Genomic DNA, 18,442 nt, shown 5'->3' with positions numbered 1-18,442 from the left:
ACTCAAGTTGCACAAATTGAAATGCGGGCTAGTAATCTAAAAAATATTCGCAAACGCGCTGAAATTTAAATAAAAAATATGACAGACTATGATTTTAAGTCTTTGAATGATAAAGAGTTTGAGGCGCTTTGTGCTGATTTGATAGGGCAAAGCGAGGGGATGCGATTTGAGCGATTCAAACCTGGAAAAGATTCTGGGGTGGATGGGCGATTCTTTACCAATGAAAAACATGAAGTGATCCTTCAATGTAAACATTGGGCAAACACTCCTTTAAATCAATTGATAAGTTACCTTAAAAAAACAGAAAAAAAGAAGCTTGATAAGTTAAAGCCGCATCGCTATATCCTTGCGGTATCAAATCCACTTTCGCGAGCGGATAAAAAAGCGATATCAGGTGCTTTAGGGCCACATGTTGTAGCTGAGAGTGATATTTTTGGAAAAGAAGATCTTAACGACTTCATCGGAAAAGACGCCTCCATCGAGCGACGGCACTATAAGTTGTGGCTTCATAGTTCGAGTATTCTTGGTCATTTATTCAATAATGCGATTTTTGGAAGAAGTGCTTTTTCTTTGGAAGAAATTGTTCTTGCATCTTCTAAGTATGTAGTGACGGCAAACCATGAGATTGCACTACAAAGGTTAGAAAAGTTTGGCGTTGTTATTGTTACTGGCGAGCCGGGAGTTGGAAAAACAACGTTGGCAGACCACTTGTGTTTGCATTACATATCTCAAGATTTTAATTATCTGAAGATATCTGAAGATATCCGAGAGGCTGAGGCAGCCTTCGATCCAGATAGTAAACAAATAATATATTTTGATGATTTTCTCGGCCGAAATTATCTGGAGGCCTTGAAAGGACATGAAGGAAGTCAGATTACCCAATTTATACGCAGAGTTTCTGCTAATAAGAATAAAAGATTTGTTCTCACATCGAGAAGCACGATATTGAACCAAGGAAAGTTGCTCATTGATATTTTTGAGCAGCAAAATGTGAAAAAAAATGAGATTGAACTGAGGATTAAATCTCTTACTTCGTTCGATAAAGCACAAATTCTCTACAATCACATTTGGCACTCTGGCCTAGACGTGCAATATGTCGAGCAGCTTTATGTTGAGAAGCGTTACCGTAAAATAATTGAGCATAGAAACTTCAATCCACGATTGATCAGTTATATTCTTGATTCCACGAGGCTTGATAATTGCCTTCCTGCGGATTATTGGAATTATATTGTTAAGTCTTTAGCAAATCCTTCTCAGATTTGGGAAAACCCATTTGTTGCGCAGCAAGACGATTTTGGTCGTGCTCTAATATTTTTATTGGTACTGCATGGCTCCTTGTTGGGGGAGGCCGAATTAGGGGAGGCATATCGCCGGTATATTGCTTTAGAAGATAACAAGCATTTTCAAGGAAGGCATGAGTTTCAATCCAATATTAGATTGTTAACTGGATCATTTTTCAATCGTAACGTTGCTTCAAATGGTTTGGCTGCTGTTGACTTATTTAATCCATCCATCGCTGATTATGTAATTAGGCGATATGCTGGAGACCTTACTTCGCTTAAGCTGGGTCTCCAGTCGCTTAAAACCACTCGATCGTTAATAACTTTGCTAAGTCTTTGGGTTGACAAACATCTTTCGAGTGAAGATGCGCAATCAATAGCTGGAAATTTGATTGAACACATAAAAAAGACCGATTTTAAGGGGGTGGATGTTGGGTACGTCTCGTTGCTATGTGATATTTGCAGGCGGCTTAATGTTGCCAAAGATGCTGAATATCCGGCGCTTGAGCATGCTTTAAGATATATTCTTGTTGAAGGCGCTGGTCAGGCCACGGATGATTCTTTTCGAGCCATCCAGTGGGGCATTGAAAAAGGTGAATTTTCGGATTCTCAAGGATTAAGTTTTTTGAGTGAGAACGTCGATGCAATTGAGTCTTTGGCGGAAATGAAAGCTGCGGGTGCCTTGCTTTCGGATATATCTAAAAAAGTGGAAGGTTATGCAAATGTATTGTCTGTATTTAAAGCGCACATTGTTGATGTAGTATCGGAATCGTTTAATGATTTTATTGATGTGGATTACACATTTTCAAGCATTGAATACGGTGATCATGCATCAGCCAGCAGAGAGTTGGAAAAAGTTATTGAAAAAGAGCTCTCTTCGATAGGTATCGATTTTAATGCGACCGAGATTTCGGATGTATTGTCGGCGTATGATGTTGTGAATGGTTTGCATAGTTATTATGAGAATTCCTACGATGGAGATGATCGGCGTGTAGATGGGCCGGCAGTATTGGTAGTTGATGAAATTGATGATTTATTCGATAGAGGCTAATTTGAGATATTTGGGGCATAAATGCTATATGGAAATTGATTGGTTAAATCCTTCTCATGACGGAGCTTGCGAGGAAGAAGCAATCTGTCTTTTGCAAAAATGGTCTTAATGGTTTTCGGATGGGTTCGAGGTCGGTAAAGGTTATGAAATAAATCAACAGGAGAAATATCGTGAAACTTGTCGCAGTGATCTTAGAAAACTTTCGGGGCTACTCTCAATGCACTCGAATCGAAATTGACAATCTGACCGCGCTTATTGGCAAAAACGACGCGGGAAAGTCCACGATTCTTGAAGCACTTGAAATATTTTTTAATGACGGCAAGTTGGAACGTGGTGATGCATGCGTACATGGGGCAGGTACGACGATCCGTATCGGTTGCGCCTTTAAAGGTCTGCCTGCCGAGATAGTCCTCGATGCGACTGCTCGCACCAATCTCGCTGCCGAGCATTTGTTGAACGAAAAAGGCGAACTCGAAATCATCAAAGAATGGGATTCTGTGGCTAAAACGCCAAAGGAGTCAGTTTTTGCCGTAGCGCTGCACCCGACCAATGTCGACGCCACCGACCTACTCACGCTCAAAAATGCCGAGTTAAAGGCCAGGGTCAAAAAACTTGGCATCGATGAAGCTACTGTGAATCTGACAATCAATGGAAAAATGCGACAAGCCATTCGCGATGCTTGCCAGCCGCTGAAACTTGAGCGCAAACAGCTACCGCTCGACAAGGAAGACGCTAAAAAAGTTTGGGATCAGCTCAAGCTAAAGCTTCCGATGTACGCACTCTTTCGTTCAGATCGACCAAGTCAGGATGGCGACGAAGAAGTTCAAAGCCCACTGAAATTCGCGATCGTGCAAGCGCTTAAGGAAATGGCGGATGATCTAAAAAAGATCGAAGACGCAATTAGACTGCGCGCGGAAGACGTTGCAAATCGGACACTGGCAAAATTAAATGAAATGGACAGCCGATTAGCAAAAGAGTTAAAGCCTTTTTTCAAAACTGACCCAAAATGGGATGTTTTCAAATTTGGACTGATGGGAGACAACGGTATTCCCATCAATAAGCGAGGGAGCGGTGTTCGCCGCCTTATCCTGCTGAACTTCTTCAGGGCCGAAGCTGAACGGCGGCAAATAGAGAAGGGGGCATTGAGCGTGATCTACGCTATAGAGGAACCTGAAACCTCGCAGCACCCTGACAACCAACGATTGCTGGTTCAGGCGCTCAAAGAACTAGCCGTAGACGAGAACACGCAGGTGTTGGTCACTTCTCATACGCCAGGCTTAGCAGGTCTTCTTCCAAGCGATAGCCTGCGATGTGTGCGCAAGCAGGCCGATGGAACTGCGGCAGTTTCCCATTGCAACGACGACGACTTAGCCATTATCGCGAATGAACTCGGCGTGTTGCCTGACAGGCGAGTTCAAGCACTGGTTTTCGTCGAGGGAACAAACGATATCGAATTCCTTGAGCGGGTCAGCGCCATGCTCAAGCCCGGCTTGGCTAATATCGTGGACTTCACTAACGACAACCGCGTGGCACTGGTACCCCTTGGTGGCGGGTCTTTAAAGCAATGGGTTGCCAAACACTATTTACGAAATCTGAATCTTCCAGAAGTCCATATATACGACCGTGACGACGCTACGCCGCCGAAGTACCAGCGGGAATGCGATGCTGTTAATGCCCGTGGAGGAAGATCGTGGGCTGTCATAACGGTGAAGCGTGAGTTGGAAAACTACTTGCACGCCGATGCAATTGCGGAAGGCATGCCCGGCATAACGGTCACGTTCACGGATACTTGCGACGTGCCGCTGATCATTGCGAAATCAGTTCATGAATTGTCGGGCGGCGCGAAACCGTGGGCTGATGTTTTGGCCGACGCCAAGGATCTAGGGGACAAAATCAATCGAGCCAAGAAGCGCCTTAACAGAGATGCGGCGGCGAAAATGACAACCGCTAGGCTTGCGCAAAGTGATGCTCTCGGCGAGATCACGGGTTGGCTCACGAGAATTCATGCCATGCTCGTATAGTGACCCGTAAAGGCGGGCCGCTGACCTTCTACGAATTATTTGATGCTAAAAATCACATTCGATTTGCTCGCCGCCTTTCTCACGTGTTGCGCGGTACACGCTGGCCATGTGATCATATCGGTCTCGAAGAGGCTAGCCAAGACTTCGCTCAGCTGAATTTTCAATACATGCTTTGGCGGCTCGAAAAAATATCTAGCAGTGCTCACGTTAGCCTCGTCCTCCTCCGTGATTAAAAGGGTTTACTTTCAAAACGCTTATTCATGTATTGGCCTTTAGGTGTCGAATCGATTGTCGATGACGAGGGTGCTTGGTAGATCGGTTCAGACGACAACTTGGGCTTATACTGCGCGAAAATACGGTTGAAGCGGCAGTTCGGTTGAGTCTTGATAATATTTTAATGACTGCCGTAAGTCAGCTTTAGCTGTAAGAAAATCATATTTTTTTGCATGCCCGGTTTCGATCTGGTAGTAAACGATCATTAGCATGTTAATCACTGCTTCAAGCAGCGGCGACACATGCATTGCCATGTCTTGATTCAATAAGTCGAATTCGAAATCGATTGCTGCGAGCTGCGCTGCTGCTCGCTGAACTGACTTTGTTGCTACTGTACTATTTTGAGTTGCCATGATCACCTCTCCATCAGGTGTTATGTGGAAATGCCGCCCGATTTCAGCCGGCCGGTGCGATTTGCTCTTATTGAGGTCGTCTATTAACAAACGCTTCAACCTCATCGTGAGTGCCAGCAGCCTTGCCAAGACTATTGCTGTCAAATGCGGTGGCGTTGTGTAGCGCGCTTTCTTGATCTTGGCTTGCCCGGATTGCGGAAGCAATCTTTCCGCCCGTGGTTTCGCTGATGCGATCAAAGGCCAAATGGCGCATGCTTGCTGCCTTGGTTTTGGCTATATCCCAGGAGCCTTGTGCCACGTTGTTCACAGTGCCCACAGCAATGGCCGCTGCACAGCCCAACATGCTGCCGGTAGGGAGTTGTTCGCCGGGTGCTAAGTGGGTGACTTGCCCCTCTCCCTTTGTGTCAGAGCTTGCAGCTTTGCTCTTTTCTTCAGCACTATCTGCCACATCGGGCGCACCTGCATTCGTACTTTCTGACGGTACATCACTGCCACTGGTCGAGCTGTTGCTTTCGGAAATCCCACCACTAAAGCCTCCGCCTGAACTACTGCGCGAGTTGCCGGCCGAACGGCTGGCTGAGCTCTTAACGCTGTCCATGCTTGCAAAGACGCCCCCGCTGCTTGAACCGCTGCCACCAGAGCTTGCGGCGGCAGATGCAACACTGCCCATACCACCGTTACTACTCCCTTCGCTGGATGCGGCGGAGGCCTTTCTATATGCCGCCATGATGGCCTGTGCACCGCCCGCCGCGTTGGCTGCGCTGGCCATCATGGCTGTACCAGCGACGCTTACTGCACCTGCGGTCATGGTGGCTGCTCCCATCGCGGCACCCATGGCCGCTCCTGCCCCGAAGTTACCAATACCACCCGCACCACTAACACTTGAACCGGTGATAACGCCGGCGATGAGGGGAGGCACGCGATTGACCAGTATCAGCAAAGCTAGGCAGAAAACCAGCATCACGCCCAGCTCTTCAAAGTTCAGGATGCCGGTGTTCATCCTGGCGTAGAAGCTGGAAAGCAGGTCGTTTCCGATCCCAACCAGCAGCACCATCGTCATGATTTGCACGGCTATGCCCAGCACCGTCTTGTAGTAGTTGATCGCCATGTCCGAGGTCCACCGCGATCCACCAAACCCCAAGAAGAAGATCCCAGCGTACGAGAGCAGCCAACCCGATACCAGGAGCAGCAGCATGTTCACGGCGATAACGGCCAACAGCAGCAGGATGCCAGCGCTCAGGACTGCGCCAATGAAGCTGTCGATGGGCGACCAGGCCGATAGGTTACGGATCGCCTGCTTCCAGATCATGAAGCCCACATCGACGATGCTGGATGGTGTGATTGAAGAGAAGCCGGAAGCTTGTTCGCCGACCCGCGCCAGTGACTGAATGATCGAGCTTGCGAAGTTCGGGCCGTTACGCAGGAGCCAGAGGAAAAAGCCGAAGAACAAAATAAATCTAATGAACTCGGCAAAGAACTCGCCGATGTCGGCCTGGCGCAGCGCCATGAAGCCGAACGTGACAACCATCGAGATCGTGCCCAGCGTCCAGAAGAGGAACATGGCGGCGTTCATCACCACGGCTTGCCAAGCCACGGCACGCGTGGCGAACTCGGTCACCACCTGATCAAGCATCCCTTGGTTGGTGAGTTGGGCAGATGCGGCTGTGCAGCAGAGCGCGAGGAAGGTACCGATCAGCAGCGTTGGCTTGTACAGTGTTTTCATGGCTTCGCTCTCTTCTAGTCTTTGGGGTCGGCCATCTCAAGCCAATTCATGGGCTTCTTGGTCGGCGCAATGCCGCCGCCAGTTGGCGATCGGCGTGAGCACAACCCGGCGAAGGTTTCGCGTGCTGCCTTGTCCTTGATCTTTTTGATCGTCTCGATCTGACAATTGGTGTCGTTGACCTCCGGCATGGGCATGGTCGCCAGCTTGTTGTCGCAGCCGGCCAGTAGCGTCGCTATGAAGCCGACGAGCAGAATCGTTTTTCTCATGGTGAGTTTCTCTGGTCAGCGGGTTAGGTCAAGCCAGTTTCTGGGACTGCTCGTCTTGCCAATGCGAGACTCCGTCGAAGTGGCGTGCGTCGCCTGCTGTCGGGCTTCAAGATCGGCCTCGGCTTGCATCCTGGTCGTGACAGCGTTGTGCTGCGCGATCAACAGGCCGCGAATCTGCAGGAGTTGGTTGGCTTGGTTGCTGGCGAGCTGGTTTGCGAACCCGATGGCCTGCATCTGGCCGCTTGCGCCTTGCGCCGCCGACTGCAGCCGTTCCAGCGTGCGAGCGTCCGAAGTGAGGTTTTTCTGTTGTTGCTCCAAGCCTTTGAACATTGCGTCATTGGCCTTCTTCTGGCTCCCACTCGCCAGACGTCGATTCTGTTCCAGCACTGCGCGCTCAGCATCGCTGCATCCGCTGGCAGAAAAACAGGGCGACGATCTGTAGTAGCTCACGTCTTGGAACTTGCCGATGTAGCTATCCAAGCTGCCGAGCTGGTTCTTGTAGTAGTCAAGCGTGTTGACGGCGTTCATCAATCCGTTGATCGTGGACTGCGCTTGATCCCAGATGTACGCGGCTGGCGCGACAGTGTTCTGGATCATGTTTTCGTACTGTTGGAGCTGGGTGCGGTACTGCTCAATCTGCTTGAGCGTCTGGGCCACGTTCTCCACTGCCGACATGACAGTTTGCGTTAGGTTCGCGCTGTCGATCACCGGTATGCCGGCCTGCGCTGGAATCATCGCGCCAGTAGCGGCGAGGGTAACCACAATAGAAACTTCGACCGCTAAATTTTTCATGTTCGTATTGAACTCCATTTTCTAATAATGAATAGGTCACCGTTTGGAGCGAGGCGTGACGATTTCGCGCATGGCTTCATGCATTTGATTCTGGTTCTGATCAATTTTTGAAAGCAAAGCTCGAATAGTTGATTCGCCAAACTGACGAGTTCTCAGGTCGTCTGTAAGCCAAAGCTTTAGTAACCCGCCAAGCCGTCCCAAGTCGCCATTGATGCGAGCTAGTTCTTCAACGCGTTTGTTGTCGACGATGGATTTAACCTGATATCCCATTCCCAAATTACGTAGAAATGTGGAAGTGCTAAGTCCAGTTGATTTTGCCAGTGAGATGATTTCGGATTTCTCGTCTGGCGTCACCCAAACATTAATGGGTGTGTGCCCTTTTCTGGTGGCAACGGATTCGCATTTAGGCATAGCAGGTTGCATTGCGGCGGCAGCCGACTGCCTCGCAGAGCAGGAATCCTCGTTGAGCACAAAGTGCGAATGAGAGGAGGGCGAAGTACATGAACCGGCTTGCCGGTACATGTACTTCGCCCATCCTGCCCGCACTTTCACTGCATGAAGTTCGCTGTTGTCGCGTCAACTTTACCGCTTCGATTACGCTGCTTATCGAGTGTAGGAGGCCAGCAGCGCGAGAATAGCGCTGATTGATTGAAAGCGACGCACTAGCAGCGTTTACGCAGCGCATCCAGAGCGCATTTAATGAACAGAAACAGAGTTTGATCATAGTAGCTCGTCTTTCTTTGGATTTGGACTAAATGAAAAGGAATTAGATGAACTTGCCGTCTTTTTCTGGGATTGATCTTTCATCGTTTTTGTGCTTTTGCTTTTCTTGATATGACGATTAATATATTTGAGAAACGTTTCGTAGCGAAATGATATTCTTTTCTCTTCTCGTAAATGTTCCCAAATGGTTTTTAGCTCGAAGCCTGCATCTATCGCATCGCTAACATTCTCAGAAACGGCGAGAAAAGATGCTAAGGTAGCAGCACGTTTTGATTTATTGCCTTTGCGTTGACTTAGCCATTCGGCTAGATCGTTTGGATAATTTCCCATCACTCAATTCCTTTCGGCTAGACCGCCGGTGAGCAATTCAGCAACCGAATCTGTTGGAAAATGAACTCTCCTTCCAATGCGAATCTTCCGATTATTTAAGTTGATAGCCCATTCTTCGGTCCGCATGGCAAGGACTACTCGGACTCCTCCAGGCTTGCGTTTGAGTACAACCGCAAGTTCTTCTAAGGTCATTGTTGGTCCGTACTTTTGAAGAAGAAAATCAAGAGTCGTGCTTGCCAAATTCTCACCTGTGAGCGTTAATCAAAGTTAGTTTCGATGAATTTTGTGCTGCTTGGCGTTATATTTACAGGTAAGTGCAAGACAAATTTATTACCCGGGCAAATTGTCCTAATCATCATGAAATCAACTAAAGAAAGACGCCGACAAGTCATACGCAGCGTGGCTCTACTCCACACGCTCAGCAAACGTGAAGGCATTACGTCGGTTTACGGCTTTGCGGAGAAATACGATGCCCTGGTATCCCCAATTCACTTAACTCAAGGTCAGGGGAAAAACGGGTGGCAAGCGCTTTTTAACGGTACGCGGCCGGTGTCCGCGACGAGGCTGCGTGCCCTCTCCACGGTGCATGCTTGGTCAGACGCAATCGACCTATTCGAGAACGGTCCCGCAAACCTCTGGAAAGCGATGTGGGGGCCGTCCGAGCAACTACGCCTTGTCATTGCTGACGAGTTGACCGAATGGCGAAATTTCGATCAAGCCGTTGCTGAGTTCGAAAGAGAATTACTTCTTGCTCAAAAATATCATGCGCCGTTGGCCCTTTTGCATCTTGCGAAGGCAATTGCATTTTACCGATTGCAGAATGAAATTCTTGGTTTAGGTGATGCCAGCTTAAGCTATGGTGTTGCACAGTGTTTGTGCAATGAGGTCTTACAAGGAGATATGGAATGTCTAGGGGTGAGACCAGCAATCAACGAAGAACTAGTGGAGTTCTTTTCAACCAAAGACAATTAAGAATTGTCGTCGTCATCAATTGCTGCTCGATGAGACGCGATTACAGCATGGCTAGATTAGGTCAGTTGAGCGCTAAGAGGACAGGGCACGCGCACCCACCATCAAAAATTTTAGCGGCTAAAGTTAGATTGCCCCTCAGATGTCAAAAAAGTAGCGTTTCTGATCCTCGACCGCCCCTCAGGTGTCAATGGAGCAGCAGTTCCGATCCTCTACCGCCCTCAAGTGTCAATAAGCAGAGGTTCTGATTCTCAACCGCCCCTCAAGTGTCAATAAGCAGCGGTTCTGATCCTCAGCCGCCCCTCAAGTGTCAATAAGCAGCGGTTCTGATCCTCAGCCGCCCCTCAAGTGTCAATAAGCAGCGGTTCTGATCCTCAGCCGCCCCTCAAGTGTCAATAAGCAGCGGTTCTGATCCTCAGCCGCCCCTCAAGTGTCAATAAGCAGCGGTTCTGATCCTCAGCCGCCCCTCAAGTGTTAATAAGCAGCGGTTCTTATCCTCAACCGCCCCTCAAGTGTCAATGAAGCAGCAGTTCTGATCTTCAACCGCCCCTCAAGTGTCTATAAAGCAGCAGTTCTGATCCTCAACCGCCCCTCAAGTGTCAATGAAGCAGCAGTTCTGATCCTTAACCGCCCCTCAAGTGTCAATGAAGCAGCAGTTCTGATCCTCGACCGCCCCTCAAGTGTCAATAAAGCACCGGTTCTGAAACCCTACCGCCTCCCAAGTCTCGATGAAACTGCGGTCCTAATCGATACTGTGCCAAGGTTCACAAGCGTTGCCACCAGAACGCTTAGTTATAGCCTGCACAGTTCGAAGTTGAGCCTCGAAAATTTCTACGATCGCATCAATCGTTTTTCACCAGATACCCATTTTTCGCAGTCTTTTACGGCTTCGGTATCTGGTTCGAGTCCTTCTATGCGCTGGCTTGCCAGACAGCTTCAAATCGTGACACTGCGTTCATATTGCTCAAGTGCGGATATGCGTCGGAGAACCATCACCCTATTTTAGCGGCTAAAAATTTCTAGCGATGTTGACACTTGAGGGGCGGCTTTGATGTCAATGACTCAACGCGATCAACATCTGGAGGTGGATTGAGCTTGCGGCTGTAGAAAGATTATTTATATTGCTGTGGACTGGTACGGGCTTGTCCGTACGTAAGTCGATTGCGGAAGTGGAAGCCTCTACTTGGAGTTAAACCTAAACTTATGACGTAGTTCGTGCGCAGGAAATAATGTGCAGTGGTGTGTTTGGATAAATCTGGTGATCGAGTTATCAAAAGGTTGTCCATGTGCAGATTTATATTGTTTTTAATAATTCAACTTCGTTCTGTATCAGATTCTGATACAGAACTAGCGCCGTATCAGAATCCGGTACAGAACTAGAGCTGTATCGTTAGGTGATACAGCTGCTTAATTTTTGAGCATCTCAGGGCGCCCGCTTCTTCGCATCTGGTTTGCAATCTCTGCCAAGCGGAGCCGGGCCTCAGCCGGTGTGGAGTGGGGTAGTGAAGACTCGACGCACGGCACTTGCATAGGAATCTGATCAGCACGCATGGTGGTCTTTAATCTGCCACCATGGGCCTCTTGTCGGAGGCTAGGGCCGGGAATCAGCTCAACCTCCGCCCACACGTCTGCATCATCGTCGCCGGTCTTACCCGCAGCCGATCTCTTGAGCTTAGCCAAGCGATCGCGCATAGTGGCCGGCACAAAATCTACTACGACCGTGCAAATCACGACGTTGCCGAGCCGCACGTCCAAGCGCTCACGTGCCACATAGATGTGCTTCGGTCCTCGCTTTGATATCCGAAGGAGATGATTGACTTCCAGCTTTTTGATCGCGGCTTGAACAGGATTAGTGGAAAGTCCTGTGAGCAACATCAGCCGTCGAATGCCTGGCCATGCTATGCCAGTCTGAAAATCGGCGTGACTCTTGATTGCGTGCCACACGGCAAATGCGTTCACGCCGATTTCTGCCGCCAAACCTGAGGTGAACATATCGCGCTGTTGCGTGTGATACGTGGTGTCGATATCGCCTTGAACAGACGGGCATGGGTTTTTCGCGGAAGGTACCGCAGGCCGCGCCTTTGATGTCGGTACGGCGCTCATTGATCAACTTTCGCAATGACTGACGTATGGGTGTCTAGATCAGTCTTCCGGCGCGCGCTTGCGACTTGCATCGCTTTTGTTGGGCGGCCTCGCCGAGGACTTGTATGGGCGTCCTGCTGTGCAGGTGCCTGGCCGCTGCTGGACTTTGCTACAAACGTAGCAAGCCATTGCTCAACGTCCTCCGCACGCCAGAGCAGGCGTTTTGTGCCAGGCAGTCGACACATCGGAGGAAGAGATTTTGGGTTGCGCGTCGCATCGCTGCGAATGCTGGCGACGGACTTATGCAGGCAAGCGGAAAGCTGTTCTACGCTGAGTAGATTATTCATGGGCGAGACCATTTCATTCCCGACCAATCAATGACGACTAGTCGAGTTCGAATGAGTCCGCGGCCCCGCACGCTGTTCAGATGATTAGAGATTTATGCCCAGGGCAACTCAATCAAATTTGCGATGAACAACATGCGGTGGGGTCATCCCCCATGGGTAACTCGCTCTCCAGTGGCGCACCGCACCTTGCTTCCAGCCTCATCCTGACCGGCGGCAGCGCGTACTGGCGATTGCTCAAAGCATCTTTTCCTACCTTCCCCCAATCCGCTTATGGGGGAGTGCTGCTGAACGGTGCGTGGCTTTCGCTTGTGAGGTATGGATCGCTTGCAAGCTATCCATACCAGTTGCTTTTTTCTCGAAGCCGTTTTCAACGCCCTCAGCGCGAGGTAAGAAGATCATAGCTGCAAAACGCGGCAATGGGGTGCGCTCGGATGCAGCGGCGGGGGCACTGCACTTGGCACAAATCTGGCACACGCAGTATGCAAAAACGTGCCTACAAAAGCAAAACAACGCACTGACCCGCAAGGGTTAGTGCGTTGTTTTTACTACCAAAAATGGTGCCGGAGAGATGAATCGAACACCCGACCTTCTCATTACGAATGAGCTGCTCTACCGACTGAGCTACACCGGCTAAGCCTTCGATTATAGCGGATCGTGGAAGCGTGTCGCGCGCTCGACCTCGTTTTTCGATCCCAGGATCACGCTCACGCGCTGATGCAGCTTGGTCGGCTGGATGTCCAGGATGCGTTCACGCCCGTTGGTCGCGGCGCCGCCGGCCTGCTCAACCAGCCAGCCCATCGGGTTGGCCTCGTACATCAGGCGCAGCTTACCCGGCTTGTCGGGCTCGCGCTTGTCCCAGGGATACAGGAACACGCCGCCGCGCATCATGATGCGATGCACGTCGGCGACCATGCTGGCGATCCAGCGCATGTTGAAGTCCTTGCCGCGCGGACCTTCCTTGCCGGCCAGGCACTCGTCGATGTAACGCTTCACCGGCTCGTCCCAGTGCCGCTGGTTGCTCATGTTGATCGCGAATTCCTTGGTGTCGGCCGGGATCTGGATGTCCTCCTGGGTCAGGATGAACGATCCCTGCTCATGGTCGAGCGTGAACATCACGACGCCGTTGCCCACCGTCAGGACCAGCGTGGTCTGCGGTCCGTAGATGCAGTAGCCCGCCGCGACCTGCTTGGCGCCGGCCTGCAGGAAATCGGCTTCCTGGACGCCGGGATGCCCCTCGGGCTTCTTCAGCACGCTGAAGATGGTGCCGATGCTGACGTTGACGTCGATGTTGCTGGAGCCGTCGAGGGGATCGAACAGCAGCAGGTATTCGCCCTGCGGATAGCGGTTGGGCACGACGTAGATGCTGTCCATCTCCTCGCTCGCCATGGCGGCGAGATGACCACCCCATTCGTTGGCTTCGATCAGCACCTCGTTGGCGATGATGTCCAGCTTCTTCTGGATCTCGCCTTGCACGTTCTCGCTCTCGGCCGTGCCGAGCGCGCTGCCGAGCGCGCCCTTGGTGACGGCCTGGCTGATGCCCTTGCAGGCGCGCGCGACGACTTCGAGGAGCAGTCGCAGCTGGCCGGGGATCAGCCCGTCGGCGCGCTGCTTCTCGACGAGATAGCGCGTGAGTGAAATCTTCTGTGTAGGGGCCATGATGTTCTTCGGGTCCTTTGCGTTCTGTGGAAAAGGTTCAGGGCGCTTCGGCCGGGTCGGCCAGTGCACGGTTGACGACTTCCTGCGTGTCCTTGCTCAGGCCGGGACGGTTCGCCACGCGCACGATCGCTTCGCGCGCGGCGCTGCGATAGGGCTCGGCGAGCTTGTTCCAGCGGTCGAGCGCGCGGGCGAGGCGGGCGGCCACCTGGGGATTGAGGGCGTCGAGTTCGATCACGCGGTCGCTCCAGAACACGTAGCCCGATGCGTCGGCGCGGTGGAACGCGCCCGGGTTCGCGCTGCAGTAGCTGAAGATCACGCTGCGCGCGCGATTCGGGTTCTTGAGCGAGAAGTCCGAATGCTTCATGAGCTGCCGCACGTGCGGCAGCACGTCGCCACCGCGGTCGGGCGCGCCGGCCTGCAGCGAGAACCACTTGTCGATCACCAGCGCCTCGTCCTTGAACAGGGCGTGGAAGCGCGCCAGTGCCTGTCCGGCCAGCGGATGTCCCGCCGAGACCAGGGCCGCGAGGGCGTTGAACCGGTCGGTCATGTTGGCCGCGTCCTTGAAACGCTGCAGCGTGCGGCCGGGCCAGACGGTGTCGCCGGAGCGGCGCGCCGCCAGGCACAGGTTGACGAGCGCCATGCCGACGAGCGCGCGCCGGCCGGCCGAGAGCGGATCGGGCGTGTAGGCGCCGGTGTCGTGGTTCTGCTCGTACACCAGCTCCCACTCGGCGTGCAGGGCGGTGGCGAGTTGCGCCCGCATGGCCTCCCGCACCGCATGCACGCGCTGCGGGTCGACGACGTCGAGCTGCTCGGACAGATAGGTCTCCGAAGGCAGCGTCAGCACCAGTTCCTTGAATGCCGCGTCGAGCCGGTCGTCGCGCAGCACGCCGCGCATGGCGTCGACATAGCTGGCGTCGAGCACCGCCTCGTCGGGGCCGGCGCCGGCGATGGCGTGGATGGCGCTGCGCAAGGCCAGGCGCTGGCCGGCTTCCCAGCGGTTGAAGGGATCGGTGTCGTGGGCCAGCAGGGCCAGCAGCTGGGCGTCGGTGTAGGGGAAGTCGAGGATCACCGGCGCGCTGAAGCCGCGCAGGATCGACGGCACCGGCTCGGTCCCGACGCCCACGAAGGTGAAGGACTCCGCCTGCTGCGTCAGCACCAGCGTGCGGCTGCCGGGCCGATGCCCGCCGTCGTCGGCCTCGCCCTGCAGGCGCAGCGCGATCTCCCGGCCGTCGGCGTCGAGCAGGCCGAGGCTGACCGGAACGACGACCGGCAGCTTGGTCGGCTGGCCCGGGGTGGGCGGGCAGCGCTGCTCGAAGTGCAGCGTGTAGGTGCCGGCCGCGGCATCGTGCGTGGCGCTGGCGGTCAGGCGCGGCGTGCCGGCCTGGGCGTACCAGCGCTTGAACTGGGGCAGCAGCCGGGCCAGTTCGGAGTCGGGATTGGCATCGGCGATGGCCTGGGCGAAGTCGTCGCAGGTCACGGCCTGGCCGTCGTGGCGCTCGAAGTACAGCGTGATGCCGCGCTCGAAGCCGGCGCGGCCGACCAGCGTCTGCATCATGCGCACGACCTCGGCACCCTTCTCGTAGATCGTGACGGTGTAGAAGTTGCTGATCTCGATGTAGCTGTCGGGCCGCACCGGATGCGCCATCGGACCGGCGTCCTCCGGGAACTGCGCGGTGCGCAGCACCCGCACGTCCTCGATGCGCTTGACCGCGCGGGCCGAGGCGTCGGCGCACAGGTCCATGCTGAACTCCTGGTCGCGGAAGACGGTGAGGCCTTCCTTGAGCGAGAGCTGGAACCAGTCGCGGCAGGTCACGCGGTCGCCCGACCAGTTGTGGAAGTACTCGTGGCCGACCACGCTCTCGATGTTCGCGAAGTCGGCATCGGTCGCCGTGGTCTGGCTCGCCAGGACGTACTTCGTGTTGAAGATGTTCAGGCCCTTGTTCTCCATCGCGCCCATGTTGAAGTCGCTGGTGGCGACGATCATGAAGCGGTCGAGGTCAAGCGGGAGTCCGAAGCGCGCCTCGTCCCAGAGGATCGAGTGGATGAGCGAATTCATCGCGTGCTCGGTCTTGTCCAGGTCGCCGGCGCGCACGTAGATCTGCAGCAGGTGGTCACGGCCGGCGCGCGTGGTGATGCGCTGCTCGCGCGCCACCAGCTTGCCCGCGACCAGCGCGAACAGGTAGCTGGGCTTGCGGAACGGATCGACCCAGCGCGCGAAATGGCGACCATCGGGCAGTTCGCCGCTGTCGACCAGGTTGCCGTTGGACAGCAGCACCGGGTAGGCGTGGCGGTCGGCGCGCAGCGTGACGGTGTAGTTCGCCATCACGTCCGGGCGGTCGAGGAAATAGGTGATGCGCCGGAAGCCTTCCGCCTCGCATTGCGTGAAGAAGGTGTCCTCGCTCACGAACAGGCCCATGAGCTTGGTGTTCTTGGCCGGGCAGCAGGTGGTGAAGATCTCCAGCTCGAAGCTCTCGGGCAGGTTGTCGATCACCAGCTGGTCGGCCTCGATGCGGAACGAGGCGCCCTGGCCGTCGACGAGGACGCGCGCCAGGTTCAGCTCGTCGCCATCCAGGCGCAGCGCGCACACGGGCGCATCGGGATTGCGGCGCAGACGCATGCGGTTGAGCACGCGCGTCTTGGCGGGGTCGAGGTCGAAGGTGAGCTCGACGGTGTCGATCCACCATGCGGGCGCGACGTAGTCCTCGCGCAGGATCGCCATCGGATCGACGGGGGCCTGTCCATCACGCAGTTGCAGCATCGAATGTCTCCAGAAAATCCGAAAGGACGAGCTCGTCGTAGGTGCGCACGGCCGCGACGACGTGCGGCCCCGCGAGCTCGTCGGGGGTGTGGGTGGTGCAGACGGCGACGGCACGCATGCCGGCGCGCCGTGCCGCCTCGATGCCGAAGGGGGCGTCCTCGAACACCACGCAATGCGCGGGCGCGACGCCGATGCGGCGGGCGGCCTCGAGGAAGATGTCGGGTCGCGGCTTGCCGGGCAGGCCTTCGTCGCCGCCGACGATGGCCAGCGGCGGCGGGTCCATGTCCAGCCGCGACATCACGAAGGCGATGTTGTGGCGGTCGCCCGCCGTGCCGATCGCGATCCGCACGCCGCGCGCGGCCGCGCCGGCGGCGAAGGCCCGGAAGCCCGGGACCTCGGCGAAGGCGGCGCCGAAGAGTTCGCGATAGATCGATTCCTTCTCGTGCGTGATGGCCGCGCTCTCCTCGGCGCTCACGACGCGCTCCATCAGTTCGCAGGCGCATTCGTAGGCATTGCGCCCGGTGGTGCGGCGCATCAGGTCGTCCACGTCCAGCGCCAGGCCGCGCCGGCGCGCGAACTCGCCCCAGGCCCTGGCATGCCAGGGCATGGAGTCGACCATGGTGCCGTCCATGTCGAAGATGATGGCTTCGACGCGGGGCGCGGAGACGGTGGGGCCGGCCATCAGACGCCCTGCTTCAGCGAGGCCTCGATGAAGGCGTCGAGATCGCCGTCGAGCACCTTCTGCGTGGCCGAGATCTCGACATTGGTGCGCAGGTCCTTGATGCGGCTGTTGTCCAGCACGTAGCTGCGGATCTGGTGGCCCCAGCCGACGTCGGTCTTGCTGTCCTCGAGCTTCTGCTGCTCTTCCTGGCGCTTGCGCATCTCGTGGTCGTAGAGCCGCGAGCGCAGGCGCTTCCAGGCGACGTCGCGATTGCTGTGCTGGCTGCGGCCGTCCTGGCACTGCACGACGATGCCGGTCGGGATGTGCGTCAGGCGCACCGCCGAGTCGGTCTTGTTGATGTGCTGGCCGCCGGCGCCGGAGGCGCGGAAGGTGTCGGTGCGCACGTCCGAGGGATTGATCTCGATCTCGATCGAGTCGTCGATCTCCGGGTAGACGAAGATGCTGGCGAAGCTGGTGTGGCGCCCGCCCGAGGAGTCGAACGGCGACTTGCGCACCAGGCGGTGGACGCCGGTCTCGGTGCGCAGCAGGCCGAAGGCATAGTCGCCCTCGACCTTGATGGTGGCGCCCTTGATGCCGGCGGTGTCGCCGGGGGTCTCGTCCTCGATCTGCGTCTTGAAGCCCTTGCGCTCGGCGTATTTCAGATACTGGCGCAGCAGCATGCTGGCCCAGTCGCAGGCCTCGGTGCCGCCGGCGCCGGCCTGGATGTCGACGAAGGCGTTGAGCGGATCGGCCGGGTTGTTGAACATTCGGCGGAATTCGAGCTGCTTGATGTCGGCCTCGAGGAGGGCGGCGTCATCGGCGATGGAGCGCAGGCCGTCCATGTCGCCATCGGCCTTGGACATCTCGAAGAGTTCCGTGTTGTCCGACAGGCCGCTGGTGAGTCGGTCGAGCGTGACGACGACGTCGTCGAGGGACTTCTTCTCGCGCCCGAGTTCCTGGGCCTTCTTGGGGTCGTTCCAGACGGTGGGGTCCTCGAGCGAGGCGTTGACCGTCCTCAGGCGTTCGGATTTGGCATCGTAGTCAAAGATACCTCCGGAGATCGACCGTCCTGACGCTCAGGTCCGCGAGGGTTGCGCCGATTTGGTTGATTTGTTCTGCGTCCATGGAGTGTCCTGAAAGTGTGCGGGTGAACCCGA

The 18,442-nt window shown here is 54.9% G+C and carries 15 protein-coding genes and 1 tRNA gene; 3 read left to right on the top strand and 13 right to left on the bottom strand.

Features of this window, described 5'->3' with window-relative positions:
• Positions 1-78: 78 nt before the first annotated feature.
• Together AC1MLT_RS07480 and AC1MLT_RS07475 are read left to right on the top strand one after the other, a co-directional pair.
• Positions 79-2,331: an nSTAND3 domain-containing NTPase gene (locus AC1MLT_RS07480; protein WP_481034754.1), complete on the top strand. Its 2,253-nt coding sequence runs from the start codon at positions 79-81 to the stop codon at positions 2,329-2,331.
• Positions 2,332-2,501: 170 nt separating this feature from the next.
• A complete protein-coding gene (locus AC1MLT_RS07475) occupies positions 2,502-4,352 on the top strand; it encodes an ATP-binding protein (protein ID WP_481034752.1) in 1,851 nt (616 codons plus the stop codon).
• A 338-nt stretch (positions 4,353-4,690) separates the two neighbouring features.
• On the opposite strand, the gene AC1MLT_RS07470 is transcribed toward AC1MLT_RS07475, so the two are convergent.
• The 6 genes from AC1MLT_RS07470 to AC1MLT_RS07445 form a co-directional block, all read right to left on the bottom strand.
• Positions 4,691-4,978 carry a type I toxin-antitoxin system ptaRNA1 family toxin gene (locus tag AC1MLT_RS07470; RefSeq protein WP_481034751.1) on the bottom strand — a complete coding sequence of 96 codons (288 nt, stop codon included), beginning with the start codon at positions 4,976-4,978 and terminating at the stop codon, positions 4,691-4,693.
• A gap of 67 nt (positions 4,979-5,045) precedes the next feature.
• Complete coding sequence (gene trbL / locus AC1MLT_RS07465; RefSeq protein ID WP_481034749.1) at positions 5,046-6,701, bottom strand: P-type conjugative transfer protein TrbL; 1,656 nt, start codon at positions 6,699-6,701, stop codon at positions 5,046-5,048.
• Between the two features lie 14 nt (positions 6,702-6,715).
• Positions 6,716-6,967 (bottom strand): entry exclusion lipoprotein TrbK, encoded by a 252-nt coding sequence (trbK, locus tag AC1MLT_RS07460; protein ID WP_481034748.1) that lies wholly within the window; start codon positions 6,965-6,967, stop codon positions 6,716-6,718.
• Between the two features lie 15 nt (positions 6,968-6,982).
• Complete coding sequence (trbJ, locus tag AC1MLT_RS07455; protein ID WP_481034747.1) at positions 6,983-7,759, bottom strand: P-type conjugative transfer protein TrbJ; 777 nt, start codon at positions 7,757-7,759, stop codon at positions 6,983-6,985.
• A gap of 36 nt (positions 7,760-7,795) precedes the next feature.
• Entirely contained in the window at positions 7,796-8,281 is a 486-nt protein-coding gene (gene traJ / locus AC1MLT_RS07450) for a conjugal transfer transcriptional regulator TraJ (RefSeq protein ID WP_481034745.1), read from the bottom strand.
• A 198-nt stretch (positions 8,282-8,479) separates the two neighbouring features.
• Positions 8,480-8,812: a TraK family protein gene (locus AC1MLT_RS07445; protein WP_481034744.1), complete on the bottom strand. Its 333-nt coding sequence runs from the start codon at positions 8,810-8,812 to the stop codon at positions 8,480-8,482.
• A 276-nt stretch (positions 8,813-9,088) separates the two neighbouring features.
• Between AC1MLT_RS07445 and AC1MLT_RS07440 the strand changes: the two genes are divergently transcribed.
• A complete protein-coding gene (locus AC1MLT_RS07440) occupies positions 9,089-9,784 on the top strand; it encodes a hypothetical protein (protein WP_481034743.1) in 696 nt (231 codons plus the stop codon).
• A gap of 828 nt (positions 9,785-10,612) precedes the next feature.
• Here the strand turns inward: AC1MLT_RS07440 and AC1MLT_RS07435 are convergent.
• From AC1MLT_RS07435 to prfB, 7 genes are all read right to left on the bottom strand, one after another.
• Positions 10,613-10,696 (bottom strand): hypothetical protein, encoded by an 84-nt coding sequence (locus tag AC1MLT_RS07435; RefSeq protein WP_481034936.1) that lies wholly within the window; start codon positions 10,694-10,696, stop codon positions 10,613-10,615.
• 492 nt (positions 10,697-11,188) lie between these two features.
• A complete protein-coding gene (locus AC1MLT_RS07430; RefSeq protein ID WP_481034742.1) occupies positions 11,189-11,884 on the bottom strand; it encodes a helix-turn-helix domain-containing protein in 696 nt (231 codons plus the stop codon).
• Between the two features lie 881 nt (positions 11,885-12,765).
• Positions 12,766-12,841, bottom strand: a tRNA-Thr gene (locus AC1MLT_RS07425).
• Positions 12,842-12,852: 11 nt separating this feature from the next.
• Positions 12,853-13,866 carry a class 1 fructose-bisphosphatase gene (locus AC1MLT_RS07420; protein ID WP_481034741.1) on the bottom strand — a complete coding sequence of 338 codons (1,014 nt, stop codon included), beginning with the start codon at positions 13,864-13,866 and terminating at the stop codon, positions 12,853-12,855.
• Positions 13,867-13,903: 37 nt separating this feature from the next.
• Positions 13,904-16,624 (bottom strand): aminopeptidase N, encoded by a 2,721-nt coding sequence (pepN, locus tag AC1MLT_RS07415; RefSeq protein WP_481034739.1) that lies wholly within the window; start codon positions 16,622-16,624, stop codon positions 13,904-13,906.
• Positions 16,608-17,306: an HAD family hydrolase gene (locus AC1MLT_RS07410; RefSeq protein ID WP_481034738.1), complete on the bottom strand. Its 699-nt coding sequence runs from the start codon at positions 17,304-17,306 to the stop codon at positions 16,608-16,610. The genes pepN and AC1MLT_RS07410 overlap by 17 nt, the downstream gene beginning before the upstream one ends.
• Positions 17,306-18,410 (bottom strand): peptide chain release factor 2 gene (gene prfB, locus AC1MLT_RS07405; RefSeq protein WP_481034737.1). Its coding sequence is split into 2 segments (ribosomal slippage): positions 17,306-18,328 and positions 18,330-18,410, totalling 1,104 coding nucleotides; the frame shifts between segments, so codons are not numbered across the junction. The genes AC1MLT_RS07410 and prfB overlap by 1 nt, the downstream gene beginning before the upstream one ends.
• Between the last annotated feature and the right edge of the window lie 32 nt (positions 18,411-18,442).

The organism is Variovorax sp. PEI5, from assembly GCF_056679935.1.
The sequence above is the reverse complement of the archived record's forward strand: the minus strand, read 5'-3'. Positions and strand labels throughout refer to the sequence as shown.

What these genes read in the sequence shown, in the direction of transcription:
- AC1MLT_RS07480 (WP_481034754.1), top strand. Translation starts at nt 79, where the DNA reads ATGACAGACTATGATTTTAAGTCTTTGAATGATAAAGAGTTTGAGGCG.
- AC1MLT_RS07470 (WP_481034751.1), bottom strand. Translation starts at nt 4,978, where the DNA reads ATGGCAACTCAAAATAGTACAGTAGCAACAAAGTCAGTTCAGCGAGCA.
- trbL (WP_481034749.1), bottom strand. Translation starts at nt 6,701, where the DNA reads ATGAAAACACTGTACAAGCCAACGCTGCTGATCGGTACCTTCCTCGCG.
- trbK (WP_481034748.1), bottom strand. Translation starts at nt 6,967, where the DNA reads ATGAGAAAAACGATTCTGCTCGTCGGCTTCATAGCGACGCTACTGGCC.
- trbJ (WP_481034747.1), bottom strand. Translation starts at nt 7,759, where the DNA reads ATGAAAAATTTAGCGGTCGAAGTTTCTATTGTGGTTACCCTCGCCGCT.
- traJ (WP_481034745.1), bottom strand. Translation starts at nt 8,281, where the DNA reads ATGTACCGGCAAGCCGGTTCATGTACTTCGCCCTCCTCTCATTCGCAC.
- AC1MLT_RS07445 (WP_481034744.1), bottom strand. Translation starts at nt 8,812, where the DNA reads ATGGGAAATTATCCAAACGATCTAGCCGAATGGCTAAGTCAACGCAAA.
- AC1MLT_RS07440 (WP_481034743.1), top strand. Translation starts at nt 9,089, where the DNA reads ATGAATTTTGTGCTGCTTGGCGTTATATTTACAGGTAAGTGCAAGACA.
- AC1MLT_RS07430 (WP_481034742.1), bottom strand. Translation starts at nt 11,884, where the DNA reads ATGAGCGCCGTACCGACATCAAAGGCGCGGCCTGCGGTACCTTCCGCG.
- AC1MLT_RS07420 (WP_481034741.1), bottom strand. Translation starts at nt 13,866, where the DNA reads ATGGCCCCTACACAGAAGATTTCACTCACGCGCTATCTCGTCGAGAAG.
- pepN (WP_481034739.1), bottom strand. Translation starts at nt 16,624, where the DNA reads ATGCTGCAACTGCGTGATGGACAGGCCCCCGTCGATCCGATGGCGATC.
- AC1MLT_RS07410 (WP_481034738.1), bottom strand. Translation starts at nt 17,306, where the DNA reads ATGGCCGGCCCCACCGTCTCCGCGCCCCGCGTCGAAGCCATCATCTTC.